Raw genomic sequence first — 21,189 nt, forward strand, 5'->3', positions numbered from 1 at the left:
CCCGCGATCCGCAGCACCAGCCCGGCGTTCGGTGAGGGTGGGGAGGAAGGTGCTCATGCGGCATGCTCACACCCCGCCGACCGGGTGCGCCTCAGGAATGCGGCGGGTGGGGCGCGGTGCGCAGGCCGTCGAAGGCCATGTGGACGACCGCGTCCGCGAGCTGGTCGGTGCCCGTGCCCGAGTGCGGGCGGTACCACTCGACCAGGGAGTTGACCGTGCCGAAGAGCAGCCGGGTGGCCAGGCGTATGTCCACGTCGGCCCGCAGGTCGCCCTCCGCCGCGGCCGCCCCCAGCAGGTCCGCGACCTGGTGGTCGAACTCGCGGCGACGCTCCAGCGCCCAGCGTTCCGTGCGGGTGTTGCCGCGCACGCGCAGCAGCAGCGTCACGTAGGGCAGCTCGCCGACCAGTACCTCGACCGTGCGGCGCGTGACGTACTCGACGCGCTCGACCGCCCGGCCGCGTACCGCGCCCGGCTCCTCAAGGATCCCGAAGAGCCCGTCGAGGGCGCGGCTGACGGCCCGCCGCAGCAGTTCTTCCTTGCCCGCGACGTGGTGGTAGATCGAGGACTTCGAGATGCCCGCGGCCTTGGACAGGTGCTCCATCGAGGTGCCGTCGTAGCCGCGCTCGTTGAAGACCTGGACGGCGACGGACAGCAGGGTCTCGGGGGTGTAGGTGTCCCGCTTGGCCGTCGTCATTCGTTCTCCCCCGTGTCGCCCGTGTCGCCCGTGTCGCCCTGGTCGCCTTGGTCGGCCTCGTCGCCGCCGGGCTCGTCGCCGTCCTCGCCGCCGTCCTCGTAGCCCAGTTTGAACAGGGCGAGAGAGGGCGCGTAGCGGCCGCCGGGGACGCGTTCGTCGAGGTTGTGCAGCAGGTCGTAGGCCCAGTCCTGACCGAGCCGATCGTGCCATTCGGTCGGCCCCACCGGATAGTTGACGCCGAGCCGCATCGCGGTGTCGATGTCCTCGGCGGAGGCCGCGCCGCGGGCGACGGCGTCGGCCGTGAGGTCGATCAGCATCGCGACGGTGCGGGCGACGATCATGCCGGGGACGTCGCCGATCACGGAGACCTGCTTGCCCAGCTTCTGGAAGAGGCCGATCGCCTCGGCGAGGGTCCGCTTGCCGGTGTCCGCGCTCGCGGAGAGCGCGATCCGGGTGGCACCCCGGTAGTCCAGCGCCAGGTCGAAGTAGACGACGTCCGCGAACTCCACGGAGGTCTTGCCGTCCGCGAGGACCAGCTGGCCGTCGCCGGGCAGCTGGATGTACGGGCCGCCCTGCTCGGTGGCCACGACCGCGATCCCGGCCTCCTCCAGCAGGTCCACCAGGTCGGCGGCGGGGCCGAGGTCACCGACGACGGTGACCTTCGTCGGGGCCTCCTCGGGCGCGGCCGTGTGCGGGAGGGCGGGCTCGGCGTCCGGACCGTACGGGTACCAGCCGTGCCCGGTCTTGCGGCCGAGGCGGCCCGACTGGACGAGGCGGCGCTGGGCGAGGGAGGGGGTGAACTTCGGGCTGCGGAAGAAGGACTCCCACACCGAGCGGGTCACGGCCTCGTTGACGTCCTGGCCGATCAGGTCGGTCAGCTGGAAGGGGCCCATCTTGAAGCCGCCGCTCTCGCGGAGCACGGCGTCGATGGTGGCCGGGTCGGCGCCCTGCTCCTCGTACACCGCGAAGGCCTCGGCGTAGAAGGGGCGGGCGATCCGGTTGACGATGAAACCGGGGGTGTCGGCGCAGCGGACCGGCGTCTTCCCCCAGCCCAGCACGGTGCCGTACGCGAGCTCGGCGGCGGCCGGGTCGGTCGCGAAACCGCTGACCACCTCGACGAGCGGGAGCAGCGGGGCCGGGTTGAAGAAGTGCAGGCCGAGGAAGCGGCCGGGGTGGGTGAGTCCGGCGGCGAGCTCGGTCACGGAGAGGGAGGAGGTGTTGGTCGCCAGCAGCGCGTCCGGCGCGACCACCTCTTCGAGGGCGGCGAAGAGCGTCTGCTTCACGGTGACGTTCTCCACCACCGCCTCGATCACGAGGGCGGCTCCGGCGAGGTCCGCGAGGTCGCCGGCCGAAGCGATCCGGCCGATCGCCTCCTCGGCCTCGGCGCGGTCCAGCCGGCCCTTGGCGGCCATCCGGTCGACCCGGTCCTGGACCATGCCGACGCCGTCGGCGGCGAGGGAGGCGTTGATGTCGTAGATCAGCACGCGGTGACCTGCGAGAAGGGCGACCTGGGCGATGCCCTGCCCCATGGTGCCGGCGCCGACGACCGCCACAGTGCGGGACCGCTCGATTGCTGTCATGCCCTGATCCTCCCGCACACACTTGTCCACAGGTCCGCCGGGCCCTCTTGTCCCGACCGATCGTTCGGTTACTCTAACTCCAGTCTGCTCTTCTTCGCCCGGCTCAACGAGGAGTTGGTCCCTGATGGCCGCCGAGCTCACCGTCCCCCAGCTGTCCGCCAAGCACCGGCCCACCCTGGACCAGGCCCTGTCGGCGATCCGCAGCCGTGCCTACTGGTCCCCGCACCCCGAACATCCCAAGGCGTACGGCGAGACCGCGCCCGCCGACGGGCTCGCCGCCTTCGAGGCCCTCCGCGGCACGCGGCTGGACCTGGGCCAGCCCGGCACCGACGGCTGGACGGGCGCCGAGGTGTCCCCGTACGGCCCGGAGCTGGGTGTGGAGTACCCGCACGTGGACCCGGACGTGCTGCTGCCCGCGATGAAGGCCGGCATGGGTGCCTGGCGCGACGCGGGACCCGAGGCACGCGCCCTGGTCTGCATCGAGATCCTGGCCCGCATCTCCGCCCGGACCCATGAGTTCGCGCACGCGGTCATGCACACCAGCGGCCAGGCCTTCATGATGGCGTTCCAGGCGGGCGGCCCGCACGCCCAGGACCGCGGCCTGGAGGCCGTGGCCTACGCCTACGAGGAGCAGACCCGCGTCCCGGGCCAGGCCGACTGGTCGAAGCCGCAGGGCAAGAAGGACCCGCTGGAGCTCGGCAAGACCTTCACGGCCGTCCCGCGCGGTGTCGCCCTCATGATCGGCTGCAACACCTTCCCGACCTGGAACGGCTACCCGGGCCTGTTCGCCTCCCTCGCCACCGGCAACGCGGTGCTGGTCAAGCCGCACCCGCGGGCCGTGCTGCCGCTCGCGCTGACCGTCAAGGTCGCGCGGGAGGTCCTCGCCGAGGCCGGCTTCGACCCGAACCTGGTGGCGCTCGCGGTCGAGCGCCCGGGCGAGGGCATCGCCAAGACCCTCGCGGTCCGCCCCGAGATCAAGCTGATCGACTACACCGGGTCCACGGAGTTCGGCGACTGGCTGGAGACCCACGCCCGCCAGGCGCAGGTCTACACGGAGAAGGCCGGCGTCAACACCGTCGTCCTGGACTCCACCGACAACTACAAGGGCATGCTGTCCAACCTGGCGTTCTCGCTGTCCCTGTACAGCGGCCAGATGTGCACCACCCCGCAGAACCTGCTGATCCCGCGCGACGGCATCGCGACGGACGCCGGCCACAAGACCTACGACGAGGTCGTCGCCGACCTCGCCGCCTCGGTCGGCGGCCTGCTGGGCGACGACGCCCGGGCCAACGCGCTGCTCGGCGCGCTGGTCAACCCGGACGTCAAGACCCGGCTGGAGGCCGCGGCCGCGCTGGGCGAGGTCGCGCTGGCCTCCCGCGAGGTCGTGAACCCCGAGTTCCCGGACGCGGTGGTCCGTACCCCCGTCATGGTCAAGCTGGACGCGGCCAAGGCGGACCCGGAGGCCCCGTACCTCTCCGAGTGCTTCGGCCCGGTCTCCTTCGCGGTGGCCGTGGACACCACCGCCGACGCCCTGGAACTGCTGCGCCGTACGGTGCGGGAGAAGGGCGCCATGACGGTCGGCGCGTACACCACGTCGGCGGACACCGAGCGGGCGATCGAGGAGGTCTGCCTGGAGGAGTCCGCGCAGCTCTCCCTGAACCTGACCGGCGGGGTCTTCGTCAACCAGACCGCCGCGTTCTCGGACTTCCACGGCTCCGGCGGCAACCCGGCGGCCAACGCGGCCCTGTGCGACGGCGCCTTCGTCTCGAACCGCTTCCGGGTGGTCGAGGTCCGCCGCCAGGCGTAATCGCGTCACAGCGGTGCCGCGTCACAGCGGCACCGCAGGCAGACACCCGGCCCGGGTGGACCGCCCCCTCCTCCTACTCCGCCCGATCCTCGGCGAAGAGGCGGGAGGAGGCGTCCACCTGGGCCATCCTGCGTAGCGCCGCGAACATCGCGTCGCCCACCACCGTGCCCACGACCACCGCCTCGACCAGGTCGGCGCGGTCCGCCCGGCGGGCGGTGTACTCCAGGTCCGCCCGGGCCACCCGCTCGGCCGCCTCGGCGTAGTCGTCGAGCAGTTCGGCGAAGGCACCGTGGCCCGCCCGCGCGGGTGAGGCGAGGGCGGCCACGAGGGCGTGGAACGCCTTGTTCCCGGCGTGGACGCGCCAGCCGCGCGCCTCGATCAGCCGCGTCACCTGTTCCCGGGCCAGCACCACCTCGGCGTCGTCGTCACCGCCGCCGGCGCCGTATTCGGGCACCAGCCGCCGGGCCGCCTCGCCGAGCAGCTTGTGCACCGGCTGCTGCTTGTCGTCGATGGCCACGAGCACGTCCCCGATGGCCGCCACCGACAGCCCGCCGACCTCCAGCAGCGCACGGATCAGCCGTAGCCGCCGTTCGTGCCCGTCGTCGTAGCTGGCCTGGTTGGGGCTGCTGAGCTCGCCCTGCGGCAGCAGCCCCTCCCGGACGTAGTACTTGATCGTCGGTACCGGGACCCCGGTACGGCGGCTCAACTCTCCGATGCGCATGACGTGTTCACTCGATTCTTCTTGCCCTGCCCCCGCACATCATAGATAGTGGCGCTATCAGATAGTGGTGAGCGCCACTATCCATTCCTTGGGGGGATCCATGTCCGCGTTACGTACCTGGCACCGTCCACTGACCGTGTTCGCCGGCGTGATGGTGGTGTGGGCCGTCGGATCGGCCGTGGGTCTCGCCGTCGACGACCGGGTGCTGGTCGGCGCCCCGATCTGGGCCAAGCCCTTCAAGTTCGCCGTCTCCTTCGTCGGCTACGCGCTCAGCCTGGCCTGGATGCTCTCCCTGGCCGTCGCCGCCCGCCCCCGCCTACGCAGGCCCGCCTGGTGGGCCGGCACGGTCGTCGTCGCGGCGAGCATGGTGGAAATGCTGCTCATGACGGTCCAGGTGGTCCGCGGCAGGCAGAGCCACTTCAACCAGGGAACGCCCCTCGACGCCCGGATCTACGGCGCCATGGCCCTCACCGTCGTCGTGCTGTGGACGGCCACCCTCGTGATCGCCGTCCTGCTCTTCCGGTCCCGCGTGGTCGACCGGGCCACCACCTGGGCGATCCGGATCGCCGCGGTCCTCGCCCTCGCGGGCGCGGGACTCGGCTTCCTGATGACCAGCCCCACCGAGGCACAGCTCGCGGCCGACGACGTGCCCGTGGCGGGCGCGCACAGCGTGGGAGTGCCGGACGGCGGACCGGGCATGCCGCTGACCGGCTGGGCCGGCACCGGCGGTGACCTGCGCATCCCGCACTTCTTCGGCATGCACGCGCTGCAACTGCTCCCGCTGCTCGTGCTCGTCCTGGCCGCCCTCGCCGGGCGCTTCGCCCTGCTGCGCCGAGAGCGGGTGCGCCTGCGGCTGACCCTGGTCGCGGCCGCGGTCTACACGGCGGTGTTCGCGCTGGTGACCTGGCAGGCGCTGCGCGGCCAGGCGCTGGTCCACCCGGACGGGGCGACGCTCGGCGCGGCCGCGGCGATCCTGGTCGGGGGTGCCCTAGGAGTCCTCGCCGCCCTGTCCGTGGGCCGGGGGGCCGCCCCAGTGGAAGAGGGTCATGGCCACGCTGGTGGCGAGGTTGTAGCTGGAGACCTGGGGACGCATCGGCAGGGAGACGAGGTGGTCCGCCCGGGCGCGCAGCTCCGGTGAGATCCCGTGGCGCTCCGAGCCGAAGGCGAGCAGGGCGTCGTCCGGCAGGGCGAGGGCGCGGATGTCCGCGCCTTCGGGGTCGAGCGCGTAGAGCGGCCCGGGGGGCAGCTCGTCCAGGGCGAGGCGCTCGACGGTGGTGGCGTAGTGCAGGCCGGCCCCGGCCCGGACCACGTTCGGGTGCCAGGGGTCGAGGTCGCCACGGGTCACCACGCCGGTGGCGCCGAAGCCGGCGGCGAGCCGGACGACGGCGCCGACGTTGCCGAGGTTGCGGGGGTTGTCGAGCACGACGACGGGAGCCGGCCGGGGCAGCCGCCCCAGCCCTGCGATACCGGCGGCCCGGTCGGGTCGGACGGCGAGGGCCGCGACCCCGGTGGGGTGCACGCGGGGCAGCACCTCCTTGAGGTCGGCCCGCCGCGCGAGCCGCACCACGGCGGCCTCGACATCCGGAGCCAGCTCACGGGCCAGCGCCCGTACCGCAGCGGGGTCCTCGGCGATGACCGTCCGCACGTCGGCCCCGAACCGCAAGGCGTGCTTCAGCGCGTGGAACCCGTCCAGCAGCACGAGATCCCCCGCCTGCTCGGCCTCCCGCCATTCCCGCACCGTGTCGTCCATACCCCGACCCTACGATCCACCGACCCCCACCCACCGCACGGGCCACGCTCAGCCGAATCCAGCCCCGCCGGCGCTTGAGGCGCGGGGCCCGGGGGCGGAGCCCCGCCATTCAGCCCCGCCGGCGTTCGAGGCGCGGGGTCCGGGGGCGGAGCCCCGCCATTCAGCCCCGCCGGCGCTTGAGGCGCGGGGTCCGGGGGCGGAGCCCCGCCATTCAGCCCCGCCGGCGCTTGAGGCGCGGGGTCCGGGGGCGGAGCCCCGCCATTCAGCCCCGCCGGCGCTTGAGGCGCGGGGTCCGGGGGCGGAGCCCCGCCATTCAGCCCCGCCGGCGCTTGAGGCGCGGGGTCCGGGGGCGGAGCCCCGCCATTCAGCCCCGCCGGCGCTTGAGGCGCGGTGTCCGGGGGCGGAGCCCCGCCATTCAGCCCCGCCGGCGCTTGAGGCGCGGGGTCCGGGGGCGGAGCCCCGCCATTCAGCCCCGCCGGCGCTGGAGGCGCGGGGCCCGGGGGCGGAGCCCCGCCATTCAGCCCCGCCGGCGCTTGAGGCGCGGGGTCCGGGGCGGAGCCCCGTGGAACGGCGCCGCATGGCACCGTCAGCGCGGCCCCGGCACCGCCACGGGCACCGGCTCGGCGGCATCCGGCACAGGCTCCACCGCCCGCGCCCGCCGGCCGCCCGGGCCCCGCGCAGCGACCCGTACCCCCAGCCACACCAGAAAGCCGGTCGGCAGGAACACCGCGTCCGCGGCGATCATCGCCAAGGAGAAGAACGGCAGCCCCAACAGCACCGCGATCCCCGCGTGCTCCAGCATCATCAGCGCCAGCAGCACGTTCTTGATCCGCCGGTTGAACAGCGTGAACGGGAACGCCACCTGCACCGCCACCGTCCCGTACGACAGCAGCATCACCAGCGTCCCGCTCCCCGCCATCAGCGCCGACAGCGCCGGCCACGGGGTGAAGTAGTCCAGCCCCAGCGGGTAGTACAGGGCCGTCCCGTCCTGCCAACGGGACCCCTGGATCTTGTACCAGCCCGCCGTCGCGTAGATCAGACAGACCTCCGCCATGATCACCAGCATGCCCGCGTTGTGCAGCAGGTTGGCCAGGACGTCCAGTACCGCCCGCCCCTCGCCCTGCGGCTCGTAGCGGTCGACCAGCCACCACAGCCCGCACACCACCCACACCGCCGCGAACGCCGCCAGCCAGCCGTTGCCGAACCGGCCGGTCGCCGCGCCGAAGGCGAACACCACGCCCAGCACACCCCACAGCACCGGTCCGGCCGCCCCGGCCGTCGCCGTGCCGCGCGTACGGGCCCTGCGCGCGTCCAGCGACCAGACCTGCGCGCACCGGGTCAGCACCAGGTAGATCGCCATCAGGTGGATGACGTTGTCGCCGCCGTCGCCCATGAACACGCTGCGGTTCTGCAGCGACAGCACGCCGACCATGAAGAGCACGGACGTCGCGCGCGTCCGCCAGCCCAGCAGCAGCCCCACGCTCGCCAGCACGGACACCGCGTAGACGAGCTCGAACCACAGCGTCGAGTCCGACCACATCAGCACCGTGAAGGCGTGGTTGGAGTCGATCAGCCGCTCCGCGAGACCCCAGCTCCACGGCCCGTCCGGCCCGTACAGCTCGGCCCGGTTCGGGAACTCGCGCAACAGGAAGAAGAGCCAGGTCGCGGCGAAGCCGATACGGACCACGGCGCTCTGGTACGGGCCCAGCGCCTGCCCGGTGACCCGCGCGGCCGCCCGGCCCGCCGCCTCGCGGGCGCGCCTCACAGCGTCCACCACGGCAGCTCCCGGTAGTAGGTCTGGGTGTCGGTGGTCTCGGTGCTCCACTTCGGCGCGGGCACCGCCGTGGTCGCCGAGCGCAGCTGGATCCGCAGGATGGTCGCGTCCCGCAGCCCGGGGGTGAGCCGGTTCACCGCGATCCGCCGCAGGTACTCCTCGGACAGCTGCCCGCGCTCGCCGTTCGGCCTGTTGTCCTCGTCGTGGGAGCCGGTGAAGAAGTCCCAGGCCCGCCGGAGCTCGTTCTGCCGGGTGTGGCTCGGCAGCAGGCTGTGCCGGATGGCCTCGCCGTCCTCGGCGCTCAGGTCGCGCCAGGGGGTGGTGACCAGCTCGCCGTCCTCGGCCCTGATATCCGCGCGCGCCTCGACCGCGATGTTCTGCTGGAGCGGGTTGGGGGCGAACAGCTTCCAGTTCTGTTCGAACTCGGGGTAGATCCAGCTGTCGATCGTCTTCGCGTGCTGTTGGCTGACCGTGTTGCTCGGGGCCACGTGCAGGAAGACGAGCACGAGGTGGGTGCAGGCGGCCGCCGCGACCACCCCCAGGGCCAGGGCTGCCACGACCCGGTACGGGGTGGAAAGACCGGCTATTCCGGGCGCCCGCGGGGGTGGCGGAGCGGCCCCTTCGGCGGGCTCGTGCTCGTTCGAATCCATCCCCACCCGATCGTCCGGCGTCCACAGGGTTGACCTCAGAGGTTGACACCCTACGGGCCGCCGTCTCACCATTGAAGCGTATGAACCGAACGATCGGTCGGTCGGGCGGACAGCGGACTCTGGCAGGGGGCCGGAATGGTGGCAGTGACCCCGGAGACGGGGCCGGACACGGCTCTCGGGACAGACAGGACGGACGGGACAGGCATGACTGCTGACCTGGGCGCACAGCTCGCGGCGGCATTCGACGCGGCCGTGGCGGCCGACGAGCGGGTGGAGCCGCGCGACTGGATGCCGGACGAGTACCGCGCCTCCCTGGTGCGCCAGATGGCGCAGCACGCCCATTCCGAGATCATCGGCATGCAGCCCGAGGCCAACTGGATCACCCGCGCGCCCTCGCTGCGCCGCAAGGCGATCCTGATGGCCAAGGTGCAGGACGAGGCGGGCCACGGGCTGTACCTGTACAGCGCGGCCGAGACCCTCGGGACCAGCCGCGACGAGCTGCTCGACAAGCTCCACTCGGGCAAGCAGAAGTACTCCTCGATCTTCAACTACCCCACCCTGACCTGGGCGGACGTCGGCGCCATCGGCTGGCTCGTGGACGGCGCGGCGATCACCAACCAGGTGCCGATCTGCCGCTGCTCCTACGGGCCCTACGCGCGCGCCATGGTCCGTATCTGCAAGGAGGAGTCCTTCCACCAGCGCCAGGGGTACGAGCTGCTCCTCGCCCTCTCCCGCGGCACCGAGGCCCAGCACGCGATGGCCCAGGACGCGGTGGACCGGTGGTGGTGGCCGTCGCTGATGATGTTCGGCCCGCCGGACGACGAGTCGGCGCACTCGGCCCGGTCGATGGCCTGGCGCATCAAGCGGCACTCGAACGACGAACTGCGCCAGCGGTTCGTGGACATCGCCGTCCCGCAGGCCGAGTCGCTCGGCCTGACCCTGCCCGACCCGGACCTGAAGTGGAACGAGGAGCGCGGACACCACGACTTCGGCGCCATCGACTGGGCCGAGTTCTGGGACGTCCTCAAGGGCAACGGCCCCTGCAACGAGCAGCGGATCGGCCAGCGGCGCGCGGCCCACGAGGAAGGCGCCTGGGTGCGTGACGCGGCCGCCGCGTACGCGCGCAAGCAGACGGCACAGCAGGTGGCACAGCAAGCGGCGAAGCACGCCGGACAGAACGAGGAGGCACGGGTATGACGCAGAACTGGCCCCTGTGGGAGGTCTTCGTGCGTTCGCGCCGCGGCCTCTCGCACACGCACGCGGGCAGCTTGCACGCTCCCGACGCGGAGATGGCCCTGCGCAACGCCCGCGATCTCTACACCCGGCGCAACGAGGGCATCTCGATCTGGGTGGTGCCCTCCACCGAGATCACCGCCTCCTCGCCCGACGAGCGGGACCCCTTCTTCGCGCCGTCCGCCGACAAGCCGTACCGGCACCCGACCTTCTACGACATCCCGGAGGGGGTGAGCCACCTGTGACCAGCACCGACACCACGCGCCTCACCGGCGCCACCGCCGCCGCCGCGCTCGCGCTCGGCGACGACGCGCTGATCCTCTCCCACCGCCTCGGCGAATGGGCCGGACACGCCCCCGTCCTGGAGGAGGAGGTCGCGCTCGCCAACATCGCCCTCGACCTGCTCGGCCAAGCCCGGATCCTGCTGTCCATGGTCGGCGACGAGGACGAGCTGGCGTACCTGCGCGAGGAGCGGGCCTTCCGCAACCTCCAGCTGGTCGAGCAGCCGAACGGCGACTTCGCCCACACCATCGCGCGCCAGCTCTACTTCTCCTTCTACCAGCACGAGGTCTACGGGGAGCTCGCCCGCGGCGACGGCCCGTTCGCGCCGCTGGCGGCCAAGGCCGTCAAGGAGACCGCGTACCACCGCGACCACGCCGAGCAGTGGACCCTGCGGCTCGGCGACGGCACCGAGGAGAGCCGCAGCCGTATGCGGGCCGCCCTCGACGCGCTGTGGAAGTTCACCGGCGAGATGTTCCAGCCGGTGGACGGCCAGGGCGGCCTGGACCTGGCCGCCGTGGAGGAGCGCTGGCTGGCCGCGCTGACCGACGTACTGGGACGGGCCGGCCTCGACCTGCCCCAGGGGCCGCGCACCGGCGCCTGGGCGGCCGGCGCCGGCCGGCAGGGCCTGCACACCGAGTCCTTCGGCCGGATGCTCGCCGAGATGCAGCACCTGCACCGCAGCCACCCGGGGGCCTCATGGTGACCGCCGACGCCGGAACGACCCGCCTGGAGGCGGAGCTGGCCGCGCTGGCCGGCTCCGTCCCGGACCCGGAGCTGCCCGTGCTCACCCTCGGCGAGCTCGGCGTGGTACGCGGGGTGCGGATGCACGAGGACGGCCACGCCGAGGTCACCCTCACCCCCACCTACACCGGCTGCCCCGCCATCGAGGCCATGTCCGCCGACATCGAGCGGGCCCTGACCGGCCACGGCATCCCCGAGGTGCGGGTGACGACCGTGCTGGCCCCCGCCTGGTCCACCGACGACATCAGCGCCGAGGGCCGGCGCAAGCTCGCCGAGTTCGGCATCGCCCCGCCCCGGCCGCACGCGGCCGGCGGGCCGGTCCCGGTGACCCTGTCGGTCCGCTGCCCGAACTGCGGATCGACCGACACCGAGCTGCTCAGCCGCTTCTCCTCCACCGCGTGCAAGGCGCTGCGTCGCTGCACCGCCTGCCGCGAACCGTTCGACCACTTCAAGGAGCTCTAGATGGCCGCCCCCCGCCACGGCGCGTTCCACCCGCTGACGGTGGCGGCTGTCGACCGACTCACCGACGACTCGGTGGCACTGACCCTGCGGGTTCCCGAGGAGCTGCGCGAGGACTACCGGCACGCCCCGGGCCAGCACCTGACGCTGCGCCGCACCGCCCCCGAGGGCGGCGCCGAGGTCCGCCGCACCTACTCGATCTGTTCTCCGGCGCCGTCCGCGGACGGACCGGGCCCCGAGCAGCTGCGGGTCGGGGTGCGGCTGGTGGAGGGCGGTGAGTTCTCCACCTTCGCGCACAAGGAGATCGCCGCCGGTGACGTGCTGGAGGTCATGGTCCCGGCCGGGCGCTTCACGCTGGAACCGACCACCGCCCCGGCCTCGGGCCACTACGCGGCGATCGTCGGCGGCAGCGGCATCACGCCGGTGCTCTCGATCGCGGCGAGCCTGCTGGCCGCCCGGCCCGACGCCCGGTTCTGCCTCGTGCGCAGCGACCGTACGGCGGCCTCGACGATGTTCCTGGAGGAGGTCGCCGACCTCAAGGACCGCTATCCGGCACGGTTCCAGCTGGTGACGGTCCTCTCCCGGGAGGAGCAGGAGTCCGGGCTGCCCTCCGGGCGGCTGGACGAGGAGCGGCTGGCGTCCCTGCTGCCCGCGCTGCTGCCGGTGCCGGAGGTGACGGGCTGGTTCCTGTGCGGCCCGTACGGCCTGGTGCAGGGCGCGGAGCGGGCCTTGGGCGGGCTCGGCGTCGCACGGACCCGGGTGCACGAGGAGATCTTCCACGTCGAGGACACCGCGCCGACGGCCCGTCCCGCCGGTGCCACGGCCCCCGCGACCGGGCGGGTCACGGCGCGGCTCGACGGCCGCTCGGGCACCTGGCCGGTCCAGGACGGCGAGTCCCTGCTGGACGCGGTGCTCCGCAACCGCGCGGACGCCCCGTACGCCTGCAAGGGCGGGGTCTGCGGCACCTGCCGGGCGTTCGTGGTCTCGGGCGAGGTCCGGATGGAGCGGAACTTCGCGCTGGAGGCCGAGGAGACGGAGGCCGGGTTCGTCCTGGCCTGTCAGTCGCACCCGGTCACCGAGGAAGTGGAGATCGACTTCGACCGCTGAGGCGGGACGACGTCCCCTCGATCAGGCCCCTGTCCCAGGACAGGGGCCTGACCCGTCTTCAGGGCCTGTCCGTCCACAAGGCCTGTCCATTTACCAGAACCTGTTCTATCTTGACGCACCGTCAGACGCGACATCGTCGGACGCGACACCGTCAGACCTGAACGCGCGGGAGGACAGGCAGTGGACTTCACCTTCACCGAGGAGCAGCAGGCCGCCGTCGAGGCGGCCCGGGCCGTCTTCGCGGATGTCGCGCCCGACGGCGTGCCCAGCCCCGCGCTGACCCCGGGGGCCGTCGCCGAGGACTTCGACCGCCCGCTGTGGGCCAAGCTCGCCGCGTCGGACCTGCTGAGCCTGGTGCTCGCCGAGGAGCACGGCGGAGCGGGCCTGGACGCCGTCGCCCTGTGCCTGGTGCTGCGCGAGGCCGCCAGGGTGCTGGCGCGGGTCCCGCTGCTGGAGCACTGCGCCACCGCCATGGCCGTGCAGGCCCACGGCAGCCCCGAACTGGCCGCCGCCCTGCTGCCCGGCGCGGGGAACGGCACGCTCGTGCTCACCGCCGCCGCCCACGGACGCTCCGGCCACGACCCGGCCGAGCTCGCGGTCGTCGCCCGCCGAGAGGGCGAGGAGTGGATCCTGGAGGGCACCCAGACCGCGGTCCCCTGGGCACACGGCGCGGACTGGATCGCCGTACCCGCGCACACCGGCGAAGGCGAGGCCGTCCTCGCACTCGTCCCCCGGGCCGCCGAAGGACTGGCCCTCGCCGAGCAGGTCTCCACGAGCGGGGAGCGGCTCGCCGAACTCGCCCTCGACGGCGTACGGGTGGACGCGACGCACCTCATCGAAACCCCGGGAGCCTGGGAGCGGCTACGCCAGCTCCTCGCCACCGGGACCTGCGCGCTGGCGCTCGGACTCGGCGAGAACGTCCTCACCATGACCAGCGGGTACACCGCCAAGCGCGAGCAGTTCGGCTTCCCGGTGGCCACCTTCCAGGCCGTCGCCGTCCAGGCCGCCGACCGGTACATCGATCTGCGCGCCATGGAGGTCACCCTGTGGCAGGCCGCCTGGCGGCTCGACGCGGGGACCGGCGGCGCCGGTGGTCCGCTGCCGAGCTCCGGTGATGTCGCGGTCGCCAAGATCTGGGCCGCGGAGGGTGTGCGCCGGGTCGTGCAGACCGCCCAGCACCTGCACGGCGGATTCGGCGCCGACACGGACTACCCGCTGCACCGCTACCACGCCTGGGCCAAACAGCTGGAGCTCCAGCTCGGCCCGGCCGCCGCGCACGAGGAGGCCTTGGGCGACCTGCTGGCCGCCCACCCCCTCGCCTGAACCGGCTCCTCGTCAGAGGACGAAGGCCGGGTTCCCGTTGTCCGTCACCATCGGGCGCCCGGCACCGTCCCAGGCCTGCATCCCGCCGTCGACGTTCACCGCGTCGATCTCCTGGCGCACCAGGTACTGGGTGACCTGCGCGGAACGCCCGCCGACCCGGCACATCACGTACACCCGGCGGCCGTCCTCGACAGCCTCGGTCAGCTCACCGAAGCGGGCCACGAAGTCGCTCATCGGGATGTGCAGAGCACCCTCGACGTGGCCGGCCGCCCATTCGTCGTCCTCACGGACGTCGAGAACAAAGCCTTCGGAGGGCACCGCGGTGGCGTCCACCGAGGGAAGCGGCCCGAAGTTCATAGCTGTCGCCTTCTCTCTTCACGAATCTGCTGCCAACCTATCCGACCACCCGGTACGGGCGAACCGGCTCACTCGGCGGCGAGCTCCGCCGCCAGCTCCGCCTCGCGCTCGCAGACCTGCGCGAGCAGCTGCTCCGCGATCTCCTCCAGCAGCCGGTCGGGGTCCTCGGGCGCCATCCTCAGCATCGACCCGATCGCACTGTCCTCCAGCTCCTTGGCCACGAGCGACAGCAGCTCCTTGCGGCGTGCCAGCCATTCCAGCCGGGCGTACAGCTCGTCGCTCTCGCCGGGGACCGCCGCCTCGGGCGCCGGTCCGGCCGCCCATTCCTCGGCCAGCTCGCGCAGCAGCCCCTCGTCGCCGCGCCCGTAGGCCGCGTTGACCCGCGCGATGAACGCGTCACGGCGCTCCCGCTCGCCTTCCTCCTGCGCGAGGTCGGGGTGGGCCTGACGGACCAGCTCACGGTAGAGGCGGCGCACCTCCTCCGAGGGCCGCACCCGCTCCGGCGGCCGCACGGGCCGGTCGGTCAGCATCGCGGAGGCGTCGTCGGAGATCCCGTCCGAGCCCAGCCAGTCGTGGAACAGCTCGTCCACCCCGGGCATCGGCATGACCAGCGAGCGCGCTTCCTTCGCCCGCCGCAGGTCCTCGGGATCGCCGCTGCGGGACGCCTTCGCCTCGGCGATCAGGGCGTCCAGTTCGTCGAGCCTCGTGTACATGGGGCCGAGCTTCTGGTGGTGCAGGCGGGAGAAGTTCTCCACCTCCACGCGGAAGGTCTCCACCGCGATCTCGAACTCGATCAGCGCCTGCTCGGCGGCCCGCACGGCCCGCTCCAGGCGCGCCTCCGGGCGCTCCCCACCGGTGACGGAGGAGTCACCGGATGCACCGGGGACTGTCTGCTCAGGCTGCTCGGTCTGCTCGCTCACCCGGCCAGCCTACGGCCCGCCCGCGCGGGCGATGTTTCACGTGGAACATCGCCCGCCGTGACAGGGCCCGCCACGGCTCCGGCCGGACCGCTCAGGCCCTGGTCGGAGCACCCGCGGGGCACCCACAGGCAGCCACGGACGCCCCGCAGGCGTGTCCGCGTACGAGCCGCCACCGACCGTCCGCCGACCCGCGGAGCACCGTCCGCGAGCCCACGGAGCACCGTCCGCCGGCCCGCGGAGCACCGTCAGACCCCGATCTCCGCCGCGATCCGGCCGGCCCGTACCGCGGTCAGCAGATCGGCGTGATCGGCCTCGGTGCGGTCGGCGTAGGCCACGGCGAAGGTCGCCATCGCCTCGTCCAGCTCGTCGTTCTTCCCGCAGTACCCGGCCAGCAGCCGCGGGTCGACGCTGTGCGCGTGCGCCCGGGCCAGCAGAGCGCCGGTCATCCGCCCGTAGTCGTCGATCTGCTCGACGGCCAGCGCCGCCGGATCCACGCTGCCCTTGCGGTTGCGGAACTGCCGCACCTGGAAGGGCCGGCCCTCCACCGTGGTCCAGCCCAGCATGATGTCGGAGACCACCTGCATCCGCTTCTGCCCGGCCACCACCCGAAGGCCCTCGTGCTGCTCGGGAGCCGGCGCGAAGCCCAGCCCGGGCAGGTGCGGCAGCAGCACCGAGGGCCGCGCCTCCTTGACCTGGAGCACCAGCGGCTCGCCCCGGTGGTCCAGCAGCAGGACCACGTACGAGCGGGTGCCGACGCTCCCGGTGCCCACCACGCGGAAGGCCACGTCCTGGATCGCGTACCGGGCCAGCAGCGGCAGCCGGTCGCCCTGGAGCGTGTGCAGGTAGGGGCCGAGCGAGGCCGCCACGGCCGCCGCCTCCCCGTCCCCGACCCGGCGCAGCACGGGCAGCGCGTCGACGAAGCGGCGGCCGCCGTCGGGCCCTATCTCGGTGGACTTGGCGGCGAACCGCGCGGAGGTGTTGTTGCGTGCCTTCTCCGAGACCCGCTCCAACGTGCCCAGCAGATCGCGGGCGTCGGTGTGCGAGACCAGTTCCTCGTCGGCGATGGCGTTCCAGGCGTCGAGCGCGGGCAGCTTGGCGAGGAGCCGCATGGTGCGCCGGTAGGCACCGACCGAGTCGAGCGCGGCCGCCCTGCAGGTGTCCTCGTCCGCGCCCGCCACCCGGCCCGCCAGCACCAGCGAGGCCGCCAGCCGCTTCACGTCCCACTCCCACGGGCCGAACACGGTCTCGTCGAAGTCGTTGAGGTCGATGACGAGCCGCCCGCGCGCGTCCCCGTACAGACCGAAGTTCGCCGCGTGCGCGTCGCCGCAGATCTGCGCGCCGACCCCGGTCACCGGACCACCGGACAGGTCGTGGGCCATCAGCCCGGCCGCCCCGCGCAGGAACGCGAAGGGGTTCGCGGCCATCCGGCCCACCCGTATCGGCGTCAGTTCGGGCACCCGCCCGGCGTTGGACTCCTCCACCGCGCGCACCGCGTCCGGCCGGTCGGCCGGCGCCGTGAAGGCGGCGTGCGCCGACCGCGGCAGGCGGGCGCGCAGGGCCTTGCCCTCCTCCTTCGGCGAACCGGCCGCCACCCTCGGCGCGAAGCCCGCCACGTCCGGAATCCGCTGACCCGCAATCGCCGCCATCGACGCCGCCCCCACCCGTTCACTTCATTGATCGCTTCTCGAACGGGCTGACCGTATCTACAGCCCGGCGTCCCTGGCCAGCAGCGCCGCCTGCACCCGGTTCTCGCAGTCCAACTTCGCCAGGATCCGGCTCACGTACGTCTTCACCGTCGCCTCGCTCATGTGCAGCCGCCGGCCCGCCTCCGCGTTGGACAGGCCCTCGCCCAGCAGCGCCAGCACGCCGCGCTCACGGTCGCTGAGCTCCGCCACCTGACGCCGGGCCACCTCCCCGCGCACCACGGCCTTCCCGGACGCCAGCTGGTCCACCACGTGCCGGGTCGCGCCCGGCGAGAGGTACGCGTCCCCGGCGGCCGCCGCCCGGACCGCCCCGATCAGCTCGCCGGGCGCCGAGTCCTTCAACAGGAATCCCGCGCCGCCCTCGCCCAGCGCCCGCAACACGTTCTCCTTCTCCCCGAAGGTGGTCAGGATCAGCGCCCGCACCTCCGGCACGGCCCGCCGCAGCTCGCCCAGCGCCGAGAGCCCGTCCATCACCGGCATCTGGATGTCCAGCAGCATCACGTCGGGCGCGTGCGAGCGGGCCAGGTCCACCGCCTCCCTGCCGTTCGCCGCCTCCGCGACGACCTCGATGTCCGGCGCCGAGGTCAGGATCATCCTGATCCCGGCCCGGATCAGTGGCTCGTCGTCGGCGATCACCACTCTGATCACTTCGGCTGTCACCCCGCGCTCCTACTGCTTGACCTCGTACTCCTGCTTTTCCACGAGCTTGCCGTCCCTGAAGCAGAACCGGAAGATCCGGTCCGTTCCCAGGGCGCCCGGCTGATCCTCTGCCAACAGGGCCAGACAGTCCGAGCCCGCGGGCCTCGGCGGCCCCTTCCTGGCGGCCCCGGCCGTCATGAAGTTCTCCCCGGACGGCAGCCGGTCCCGGACGGACTGCTCGGTCTCGCCCACGTGCACGGCGTCGAACTCGTCCCGGTCGATCATCGCGTCACTCGCCGAGTCGATCAGCAACACCACCCCGGCACCGAACACGATCACCAGCAGCACCACCGCCGCGAAGGCGATCCCGCAGCCCACCGCGACCCCACCGGACCGGCTGGGCATGCGCACGGCCAGCTCCCGGTCCACCGCCTGCCAGTCCATCGGCTGCTCGCCGCCCCGCCCGGCCGGCGGACCGCCCGCGTACGCGTGCGCCTGCTGCCCGAAGTCGTCGGCGACGTCCACCACTCCGGCCGGCTCCGCCCCGTACGGCAGGACCCCCGCCACCCGGAACCCGCCGCCCTCGGCGGGGCCCGCGTGCACCATCCCGCCGACCAGCCGGGCCCGCTCGCGCAGCCCCGTCAGGCCCTGCCCGCCCGACACCACCTCGTCGGCCGCCGGACCGGCCGACGGCCCGTTGGCAATCTCCACGACCAGCGAGTCGTCCTCGAAGCGCAGCTCCACCGCGATCGGCGCCCCCGGCGCGTGCTTGTACGCGTTCGTCAGGGCCTCCTGCACGATCCGGTACGCGGCGTGGTCGCACGCCGCGACCAGCGGCCTCGGCCGGCCCGACGTGGTCATCCGGACATCGGTCCCCGAGCCCCGGGCCGCCTCCACCAACCCCGCGACACCGGCCACCCCGCGCGCCGCGGGCTGGGCCTCCTCCACGGGCGCGGGCGCCTCCACCCCGTCGCGCAGGATGCCGACGACCTCGCGCAGCTCGTGCATGGCGGCCACCGAGGCCTGCCGCAGCACGCCCACCGCCTCGCGCTGACGGTCGGTGAGCTTCGGGTCCACCTCCAGCGCACCGGTGTGCACGGAGATCAGCGCCAGCTGGTGCCCGAGGCTGTCGTGCATGTCCTGGGCGATGCGCTGGCGCTCGCGCAGCCTCGCCTGTCCGGCGACCATGGCCCGCTCGCGCAGCAGTTGTCCGTTGCGCTCCTGGAGCGCGCGCAGCAGGGTGCGCCGCTGCGACCAGTACCGGCTGGCCAGACCCGGCATCACGGTCGTCGCCAGGAACATCAGCGCGGAGAACACGATCACGAGCAGCGGCTGCATCTGTGCCTGCTGGTCCACCACGCTGCAGCCGATCGCCGCCACGAAGGCCAGCGTGAAGGCGGCCAGCGCCCGGCCCACCCCGACGATCCGCCGGCCGGCCGACCAGCCCAGCAGGGGCAGGACGAAAAAGGCCCCGGGCACGAAGGTGACCACGCCCGAGGCGAGCACGAGGGTGCTCCCCGGCAGCCTGCGGCGCATCAGCGTGAACGCGACCGCGACCACGGCTCCGAGCAGCATGCGTCGCCCGGAGGCGTTGCTGACCTCCTCGACGCCCAGGCCGAAGAGGGCGATCACGCCGCCGAGAGCCAGGTCCCCGACCAGCATCCGCCGGGTCCAGGGCTCCGGACCCCTCAGCCAGTCCCAGCCGGCACGCGTCTTCGCCTTCGCATCCACCCGCCCGACCCTAGACACCCGCGCCCCGGGCCGGCTGCCCTCTTTCGTCGCGCCCCGCACGACGAAAGTCGAACCCCGCCCCGCCCCGCGGTCGGCCCGCGGCGGGCCGGGGCGCGGCGGGGCGGCCGCGTCGCTTCACCGATACCGGACCACGCGCACACCGGACTCGTGGAAGCCGTCCAGGTCCCGCAGCTCCTCGGCGGCGGAGTCGATCAGCCCCACCATCCCGGACTCGCTGTGCAGCCCGGCGAGCAGCAGCCCGGTGCTCTCCCGTCCCCGCGCGTCCAGCCGCCGTACCCACACCAGGGCCCGGCCCCCGGCCGGCAGGGCCCTGAGGCCCTCGACCGCCGCGACCACCGTCGGATGCTCCGAGACGGACAGCACCGGCCCCAGTGCCGCCATCGTGGAGGTGAACCAGTCGGCCTTGTCCGGCGCGGGCACCGGCCCCGCGGGCCGGTCCCGGTCCCATGCGGCCAGGAAGCCCCAGGGGTCGGAGTTGGGCAGCAGGAACGGATCCTGCGGTCCCTTCGGCACGACCACCGCGGCGTCGAGCATCGCGTGGCGCCAGTCACCACTGCGCAGCGCGGCCGTCGTCTGGCAGGCGAAGAGCCACCCCCGGGCGGTCTCGTCCTCGGCTGCCGGCTCCACCAGCTCGACCGGTTCGGCGTACGTCTCCCGCAGCCACCGCTCGGCCTTCTCCCGGGCCGTGGCCAGATCGGGCGCGGTCCGCCCCGGCCCGGCCCCCGGTGCGACCCGGGCGAAGACCAGCTGCAGCACCCCGACCTGGTCCAGCCGGGCCAGCCCACCGGTCATCCCGTCCAGGAACACCACCTGACCGTCGTTGTTGTGCGCGTAGACCAGGTGCCCGCTGACCTCGGTGCCGCCGATGACGCGCCGCACCCACACCACGCCCTGGGTGTCCGGTCCGGTCTCCCCGGCGCGCGCGATCACCTCGTCCCAGCTCGCGCACCGCAGCTCGCGGGCGGTGGGGAAGTGGCGGCGCAGCAGCAGCTCCCACCAGCCGGGCGCCTCGTGCGCGGGCTGCCACGGCAGGGGTGACGAGGGGCCGCCCGCGATCGCGGCGGCCGTCGTGACCACGCAGCCGCGCGCGTTCAGCCGCCTCGCCTGCGTCTGCGGATCGCGCTCGACCGGGTCGTGCGTGTACGCGGAGGCATCGCCCCACGGATCGTTCGACGCGGGGTGGAAGGGCTCCCCGTAGTCCTTGGGCACCACGAGCGACGCCGCCAGCATCGGGGTGCGCGGGTAGCCCGGCTGCTCGATGGTCCGGCAGGCGAACAGCCAGGTCCCGGCGTCCTCGGCGACGGGCTCGATGCCCACCAGCTCGACGAGCCCGTGATAGGTGGACAGCAGCCACTCCAGCGCGGTCTGCCACGGCTCGGCCTTCGAGGTCTTCGCGGCGCCGGCCCGGTCCCAGCCGCCGTGGCGCACGTAGGCGAGGTACTCGTCCAGGGGCAGGTGGGTCGGCGGGAAGTCCACCCGGGACCCGTCCTTGGGCACGATCACCAGTTTGTTGAACGGACCCACCATCGGGTCCCCGGCGTCGATGCTCTCCTGGGTGTCGTACCGGACGATCCAGGCCAGCTCGTGCTCCTGCGTGAGCTCCGGCCTCAGCACGATCGTCCACGGCTCCGAGGCGAACGCCTGGTCGAGGCGGATCCGGGCCGCTTCGACGGCCTCGTTCAACGTGAGCATTTCTG

19 protein-coding genes and 1 pseudogene are annotated in these 21,189 nt (G+C 73.2%); 8 read left to right on the forward strand and 12 right to left on the reverse strand.

The genetic code is table 11. The features are described 5' to 3' along the window. Window positions 1-91: 91 nt before the first annotated feature. Both BCL76_RS10565 and BCL76_RS10570 read right to left on the reverse strand, forming a co-directional pair. Window positions 92-694 (reverse strand): TetR/AcrR family transcriptional regulator, encoded by a 603-nt coding sequence (locus BCL76_RS10565; protein WP_109779221.1) that lies wholly within the window; start codon window positions 692-694, stop codon window positions 92-94. Then, window positions 691-2,274 carry a 3-hydroxyacyl-CoA dehydrogenase gene (locus tag BCL76_RS10570; protein WP_109779222.1) on the reverse strand — a complete coding sequence of 528 codons (1,584 nt, stop codon included), beginning with the start codon at window positions 2,272-2,274 and terminating at the stop codon, window positions 691-693. The genes BCL76_RS10565 and BCL76_RS10570 overlap by 4 nt, the downstream gene beginning before the upstream one ends. Window positions 2,275-2,398: 124 nt before the next feature. Here BCL76_RS10570 and paaN point away from each other — a divergent pair, with 124 nt between their 5' ends. Beyond that, window positions 2,399-4,081, forward strand: a complete 1,683-nt coding sequence (paaN, locus tag BCL76_RS10575; protein WP_109779223.1) for a phenylacetic acid degradation protein PaaN — start codon at window positions 2,399-2,401, stop codon at window positions 4,079-4,081. Between the two features lie 73 nt (window positions 4,082-4,154). Here paaN and BCL76_RS10580 read toward each other — a convergent pair whose 3' ends face one another. Then, window positions 4,155-4,802 (reverse strand): MerR family transcriptional regulator, encoded by a 648-nt coding sequence (locus BCL76_RS10580; RefSeq protein WP_109779224.1) that lies wholly within the window; start codon window positions 4,800-4,802, stop codon window positions 4,155-4,157. Between the two features lie 100 nt (window positions 4,803-4,902). Here BCL76_RS10580 and BCL76_RS39640 point away from each other — a divergent pair. Further along, window positions 4,903-5,838, forward strand: a pseudogene (locus BCL76_RS39640) (hypothetical protein); the annotation flags it as partial. Here the strand turns inward: BCL76_RS39640 and BCL76_RS10590 are convergent. From BCL76_RS10590 to BCL76_RS10600, 3 genes are all read right to left on the reverse strand, one after another. Then, complete coding sequence (locus tag BCL76_RS10590) at window positions 5,791-6,552, reverse strand: TrmH family RNA methyltransferase (RefSeq protein WP_109779225.1); 762 nt, start codon at window positions 6,550-6,552, stop codon at window positions 5,791-5,793. The pseudogene BCL76_RS39640 and the gene BCL76_RS10590 overlap by 48 nt on opposite strands. A gap of 586 nt (window positions 6,553-7,138) precedes the next feature. Next, window positions 7,139-8,317 carry an HTTM domain-containing protein gene (locus tag BCL76_RS10595; RefSeq protein ID WP_258309557.1) on the reverse strand — a complete coding sequence of 393 codons (1,179 nt, stop codon included), beginning with the start codon at window positions 8,315-8,317 and terminating at the stop codon, window positions 7,139-7,141. Next, a complete protein-coding gene (locus BCL76_RS10600; protein ID WP_309136821.1) occupies window positions 8,314-8,976 on the reverse strand; it encodes a DUF5819 family protein in 663 nt (220 codons plus the stop codon). Before BCL76_RS10600 ends, BCL76_RS10595 begins: the two co-directional genes overlap by 4 nt. A 135-nt stretch (window positions 8,977-9,111) precedes the next feature. Here BCL76_RS10600 and paaA point away from each other — a divergent pair, with 135 nt between their 5' ends. The 6 genes from paaA to BCL76_RS10630 all read left to right on the forward strand — a co-directional run bounded on the left by paaA (window position 9,112) and on the right by BCL76_RS10630 (window position 14,121). Then, window positions 9,112-10,173, forward strand: coding sequence for a 1,2-phenylacetyl-CoA epoxidase subunit PaaA (gene paaA, locus BCL76_RS10605; RefSeq protein ID WP_375137902.1), 1,062 nt, complete (start codon window positions 9,112-9,114; stop codon window positions 10,171-10,173). Further along, on the forward strand, window positions 10,170-10,454 hold the full coding sequence (paaB, locus tag BCL76_RS10610) for a 1,2-phenylacetyl-CoA epoxidase subunit PaaB (RefSeq protein ID WP_030817166.1): 285 nt from the start codon (window positions 10,170-10,172) through the stop codon (window positions 10,452-10,454). Before paaA ends, paaB begins: the two co-directional genes overlap by 4 nt. Next, on the forward strand, window positions 10,451-11,194 hold the full coding sequence (gene paaC / locus BCL76_RS10615) for a 1,2-phenylacetyl-CoA epoxidase subunit PaaC (protein WP_109779228.1): 744 nt from the start codon (window positions 10,451-10,453) through the stop codon (window positions 11,192-11,194). The genes paaB and paaC overlap by 4 nt, the downstream gene beginning before the upstream one ends. Next, window positions 11,188-11,694, forward strand: a complete 507-nt coding sequence (paaD, locus tag BCL76_RS10620) for a 1,2-phenylacetyl-CoA epoxidase subunit PaaD (RefSeq protein ID WP_109779229.1) — start codon at window positions 11,188-11,190, stop codon at window positions 11,692-11,694. The genes paaC and paaD overlap by 7 nt, the downstream gene beginning before the upstream one ends. Further along, window positions 11,695-12,798, forward strand: coding sequence for a 1,2-phenylacetyl-CoA epoxidase subunit PaaE (gene paaE / locus BCL76_RS10625; RefSeq protein WP_109779230.1), 1,104 nt, complete (start codon window positions 11,695-11,697; stop codon window positions 12,796-12,798). Between the two features lie 180 nt (window positions 12,799-12,978). Beyond that, a complete protein-coding gene (locus tag BCL76_RS10630; RefSeq protein ID WP_109779231.1) occupies window positions 12,979-14,121 on the forward strand; it encodes an acyl-CoA dehydrogenase family protein in 1,143 nt (380 codons plus the stop codon). A 12-nt stretch (window positions 14,122-14,133) separates the two neighbouring features. On the opposite strand, the gene BCL76_RS10635 is transcribed toward BCL76_RS10630, so the two are convergent. The 6 genes from BCL76_RS10635 to BCL76_RS10660 form a co-directional block, all read right to left on the reverse strand. Further along, on the reverse strand, window positions 14,134-14,478 hold the full coding sequence (locus tag BCL76_RS10635; protein WP_109779232.1) for a rhodanese-like domain-containing protein: 345 nt from the start codon (window positions 14,476-14,478) through the stop codon (window positions 14,134-14,136). 68 nt (window positions 14,479-14,546) lie between these two features. Further along, a complete protein-coding gene (locus tag BCL76_RS10640) occupies window positions 14,547-15,308 on the reverse strand; it encodes a hypothetical protein (protein WP_258309559.1) in 762 nt (253 codons plus the stop codon). Window positions 15,309-15,643: 335 nt separating this feature from the next. Further along, window positions 15,644-17,044, reverse strand: coding sequence for a DUF2252 domain-containing protein (locus tag BCL76_RS10645; protein ID WP_109779234.1), 1,401 nt, complete (start codon window positions 17,042-17,044; stop codon window positions 15,644-15,646). Between the two features lie 57 nt (window positions 17,045-17,101). After that, entirely contained in the window at window positions 17,102-17,761 is a 660-nt protein-coding gene (locus BCL76_RS10650; protein WP_109779235.1) for a response regulator transcription factor, read from the reverse strand. A gap of 9 nt (window positions 17,762-17,770) precedes the next feature. Beyond that, on the reverse strand, window positions 17,771-19,471 hold the full coding sequence (locus BCL76_RS40300; RefSeq protein WP_309136822.1) for a sensor histidine kinase: 1,701 nt from the start codon (window positions 19,469-19,471) through the stop codon (window positions 17,771-17,773). Window positions 19,472-19,606: 135 nt separating this feature from the next. Beyond that, window positions 19,607-21,184, reverse strand: a complete 1,578-nt coding sequence (locus BCL76_RS10660; RefSeq protein ID WP_109779237.1) for a YrhB domain-containing protein — start codon at window positions 21,182-21,184, stop codon at window positions 19,607-19,609. Between the last annotated feature and the right edge of the window lie 5 nt (window positions 21,185-21,189).

The sequence above is a fragment of the Streptomyces sp. CG 926 genome (assembly GCF_003148825.1).
GTDB lineage: Bacteria > Actinomycetota > Actinomycetes > Streptomycetales > Streptomycetaceae > Streptomyces.

Coding starts and splice junctions, on each gene's coding strand:
- BCL76_RS10565 (WP_109779221.1), bottom strand. CDS start 694: ATGACGACGGCCAAGCGGGACACCTACACCCCCGAGACCCTGCTGTCC.
- BCL76_RS10570 (WP_109779222.1), bottom strand. CDS start 2,274: ATGACAGCAATCGAGCGGTCCCGCACTGTGGCGGTCGTCGGCGCCGGC.
- paaN (WP_109779223.1), top strand. CDS start 2,399: ATGGCCGCCGAGCTCACCGTCCCCCAGCTGTCCGCCAAGCACCGGCCC.
- BCL76_RS10580 (WP_109779224.1), bottom strand. CDS start 4,802: ATGCGCATCGGAGAGTTGAGCCGCCGTACCGGGGTCCCGGTACCGACG.
- BCL76_RS10590 (WP_109779225.1), bottom strand. CDS start 6,552: ATGGACGACACGGTGCGGGAATGGCGGGAGGCCGAGCAGGCGGGGGAT.
- BCL76_RS10600 (WP_309136821.1), bottom strand. CDS start 8,976: ATGGATTCGAACGAGCACGAGCCCGCCGAAGGGGCCGCTCCGCCACCC.
- paaA (WP_375137902.1), top strand. CDS start 9,112: ATGGTGGCAGTGACCCCGGAGACGGGGCCGGACACGGCTCTCGGGACA.
- paaB (WP_030817166.1), top strand. CDS start 10,170: ATGACGCAGAACTGGCCCCTGTGGGAGGTCTTCGTGCGTTCGCGCCGC.
- paaD (WP_109779229.1), top strand. CDS start 11,188: ATGGTGACCGCCGACGCCGGAACGACCCGCCTGGAGGCGGAGCTGGCC.
- paaE (WP_109779230.1), top strand. CDS start 11,695: ATGGCCGCCCCCCGCCACGGCGCGTTCCACCCGCTGACGGTGGCGGCT.
- BCL76_RS10635 (WP_109779232.1), bottom strand. CDS start 14,478: ATGAACTTCGGGCCGCTTCCCTCGGTGGACGCCACCGCGGTGCCCTCC.
- BCL76_RS10645 (WP_109779234.1), bottom strand. CDS start 17,044: ATGGCGGCGATTGCGGGTCAGCGGATTCCGGACGTGGCGGGCTTCGCG.
- BCL76_RS10660 (WP_109779237.1), bottom strand. CDS start 21,184: ATGCTCACGTTGAACGAGGCCGTCGAAGCGGCCCGGATCCGCCTCGAC.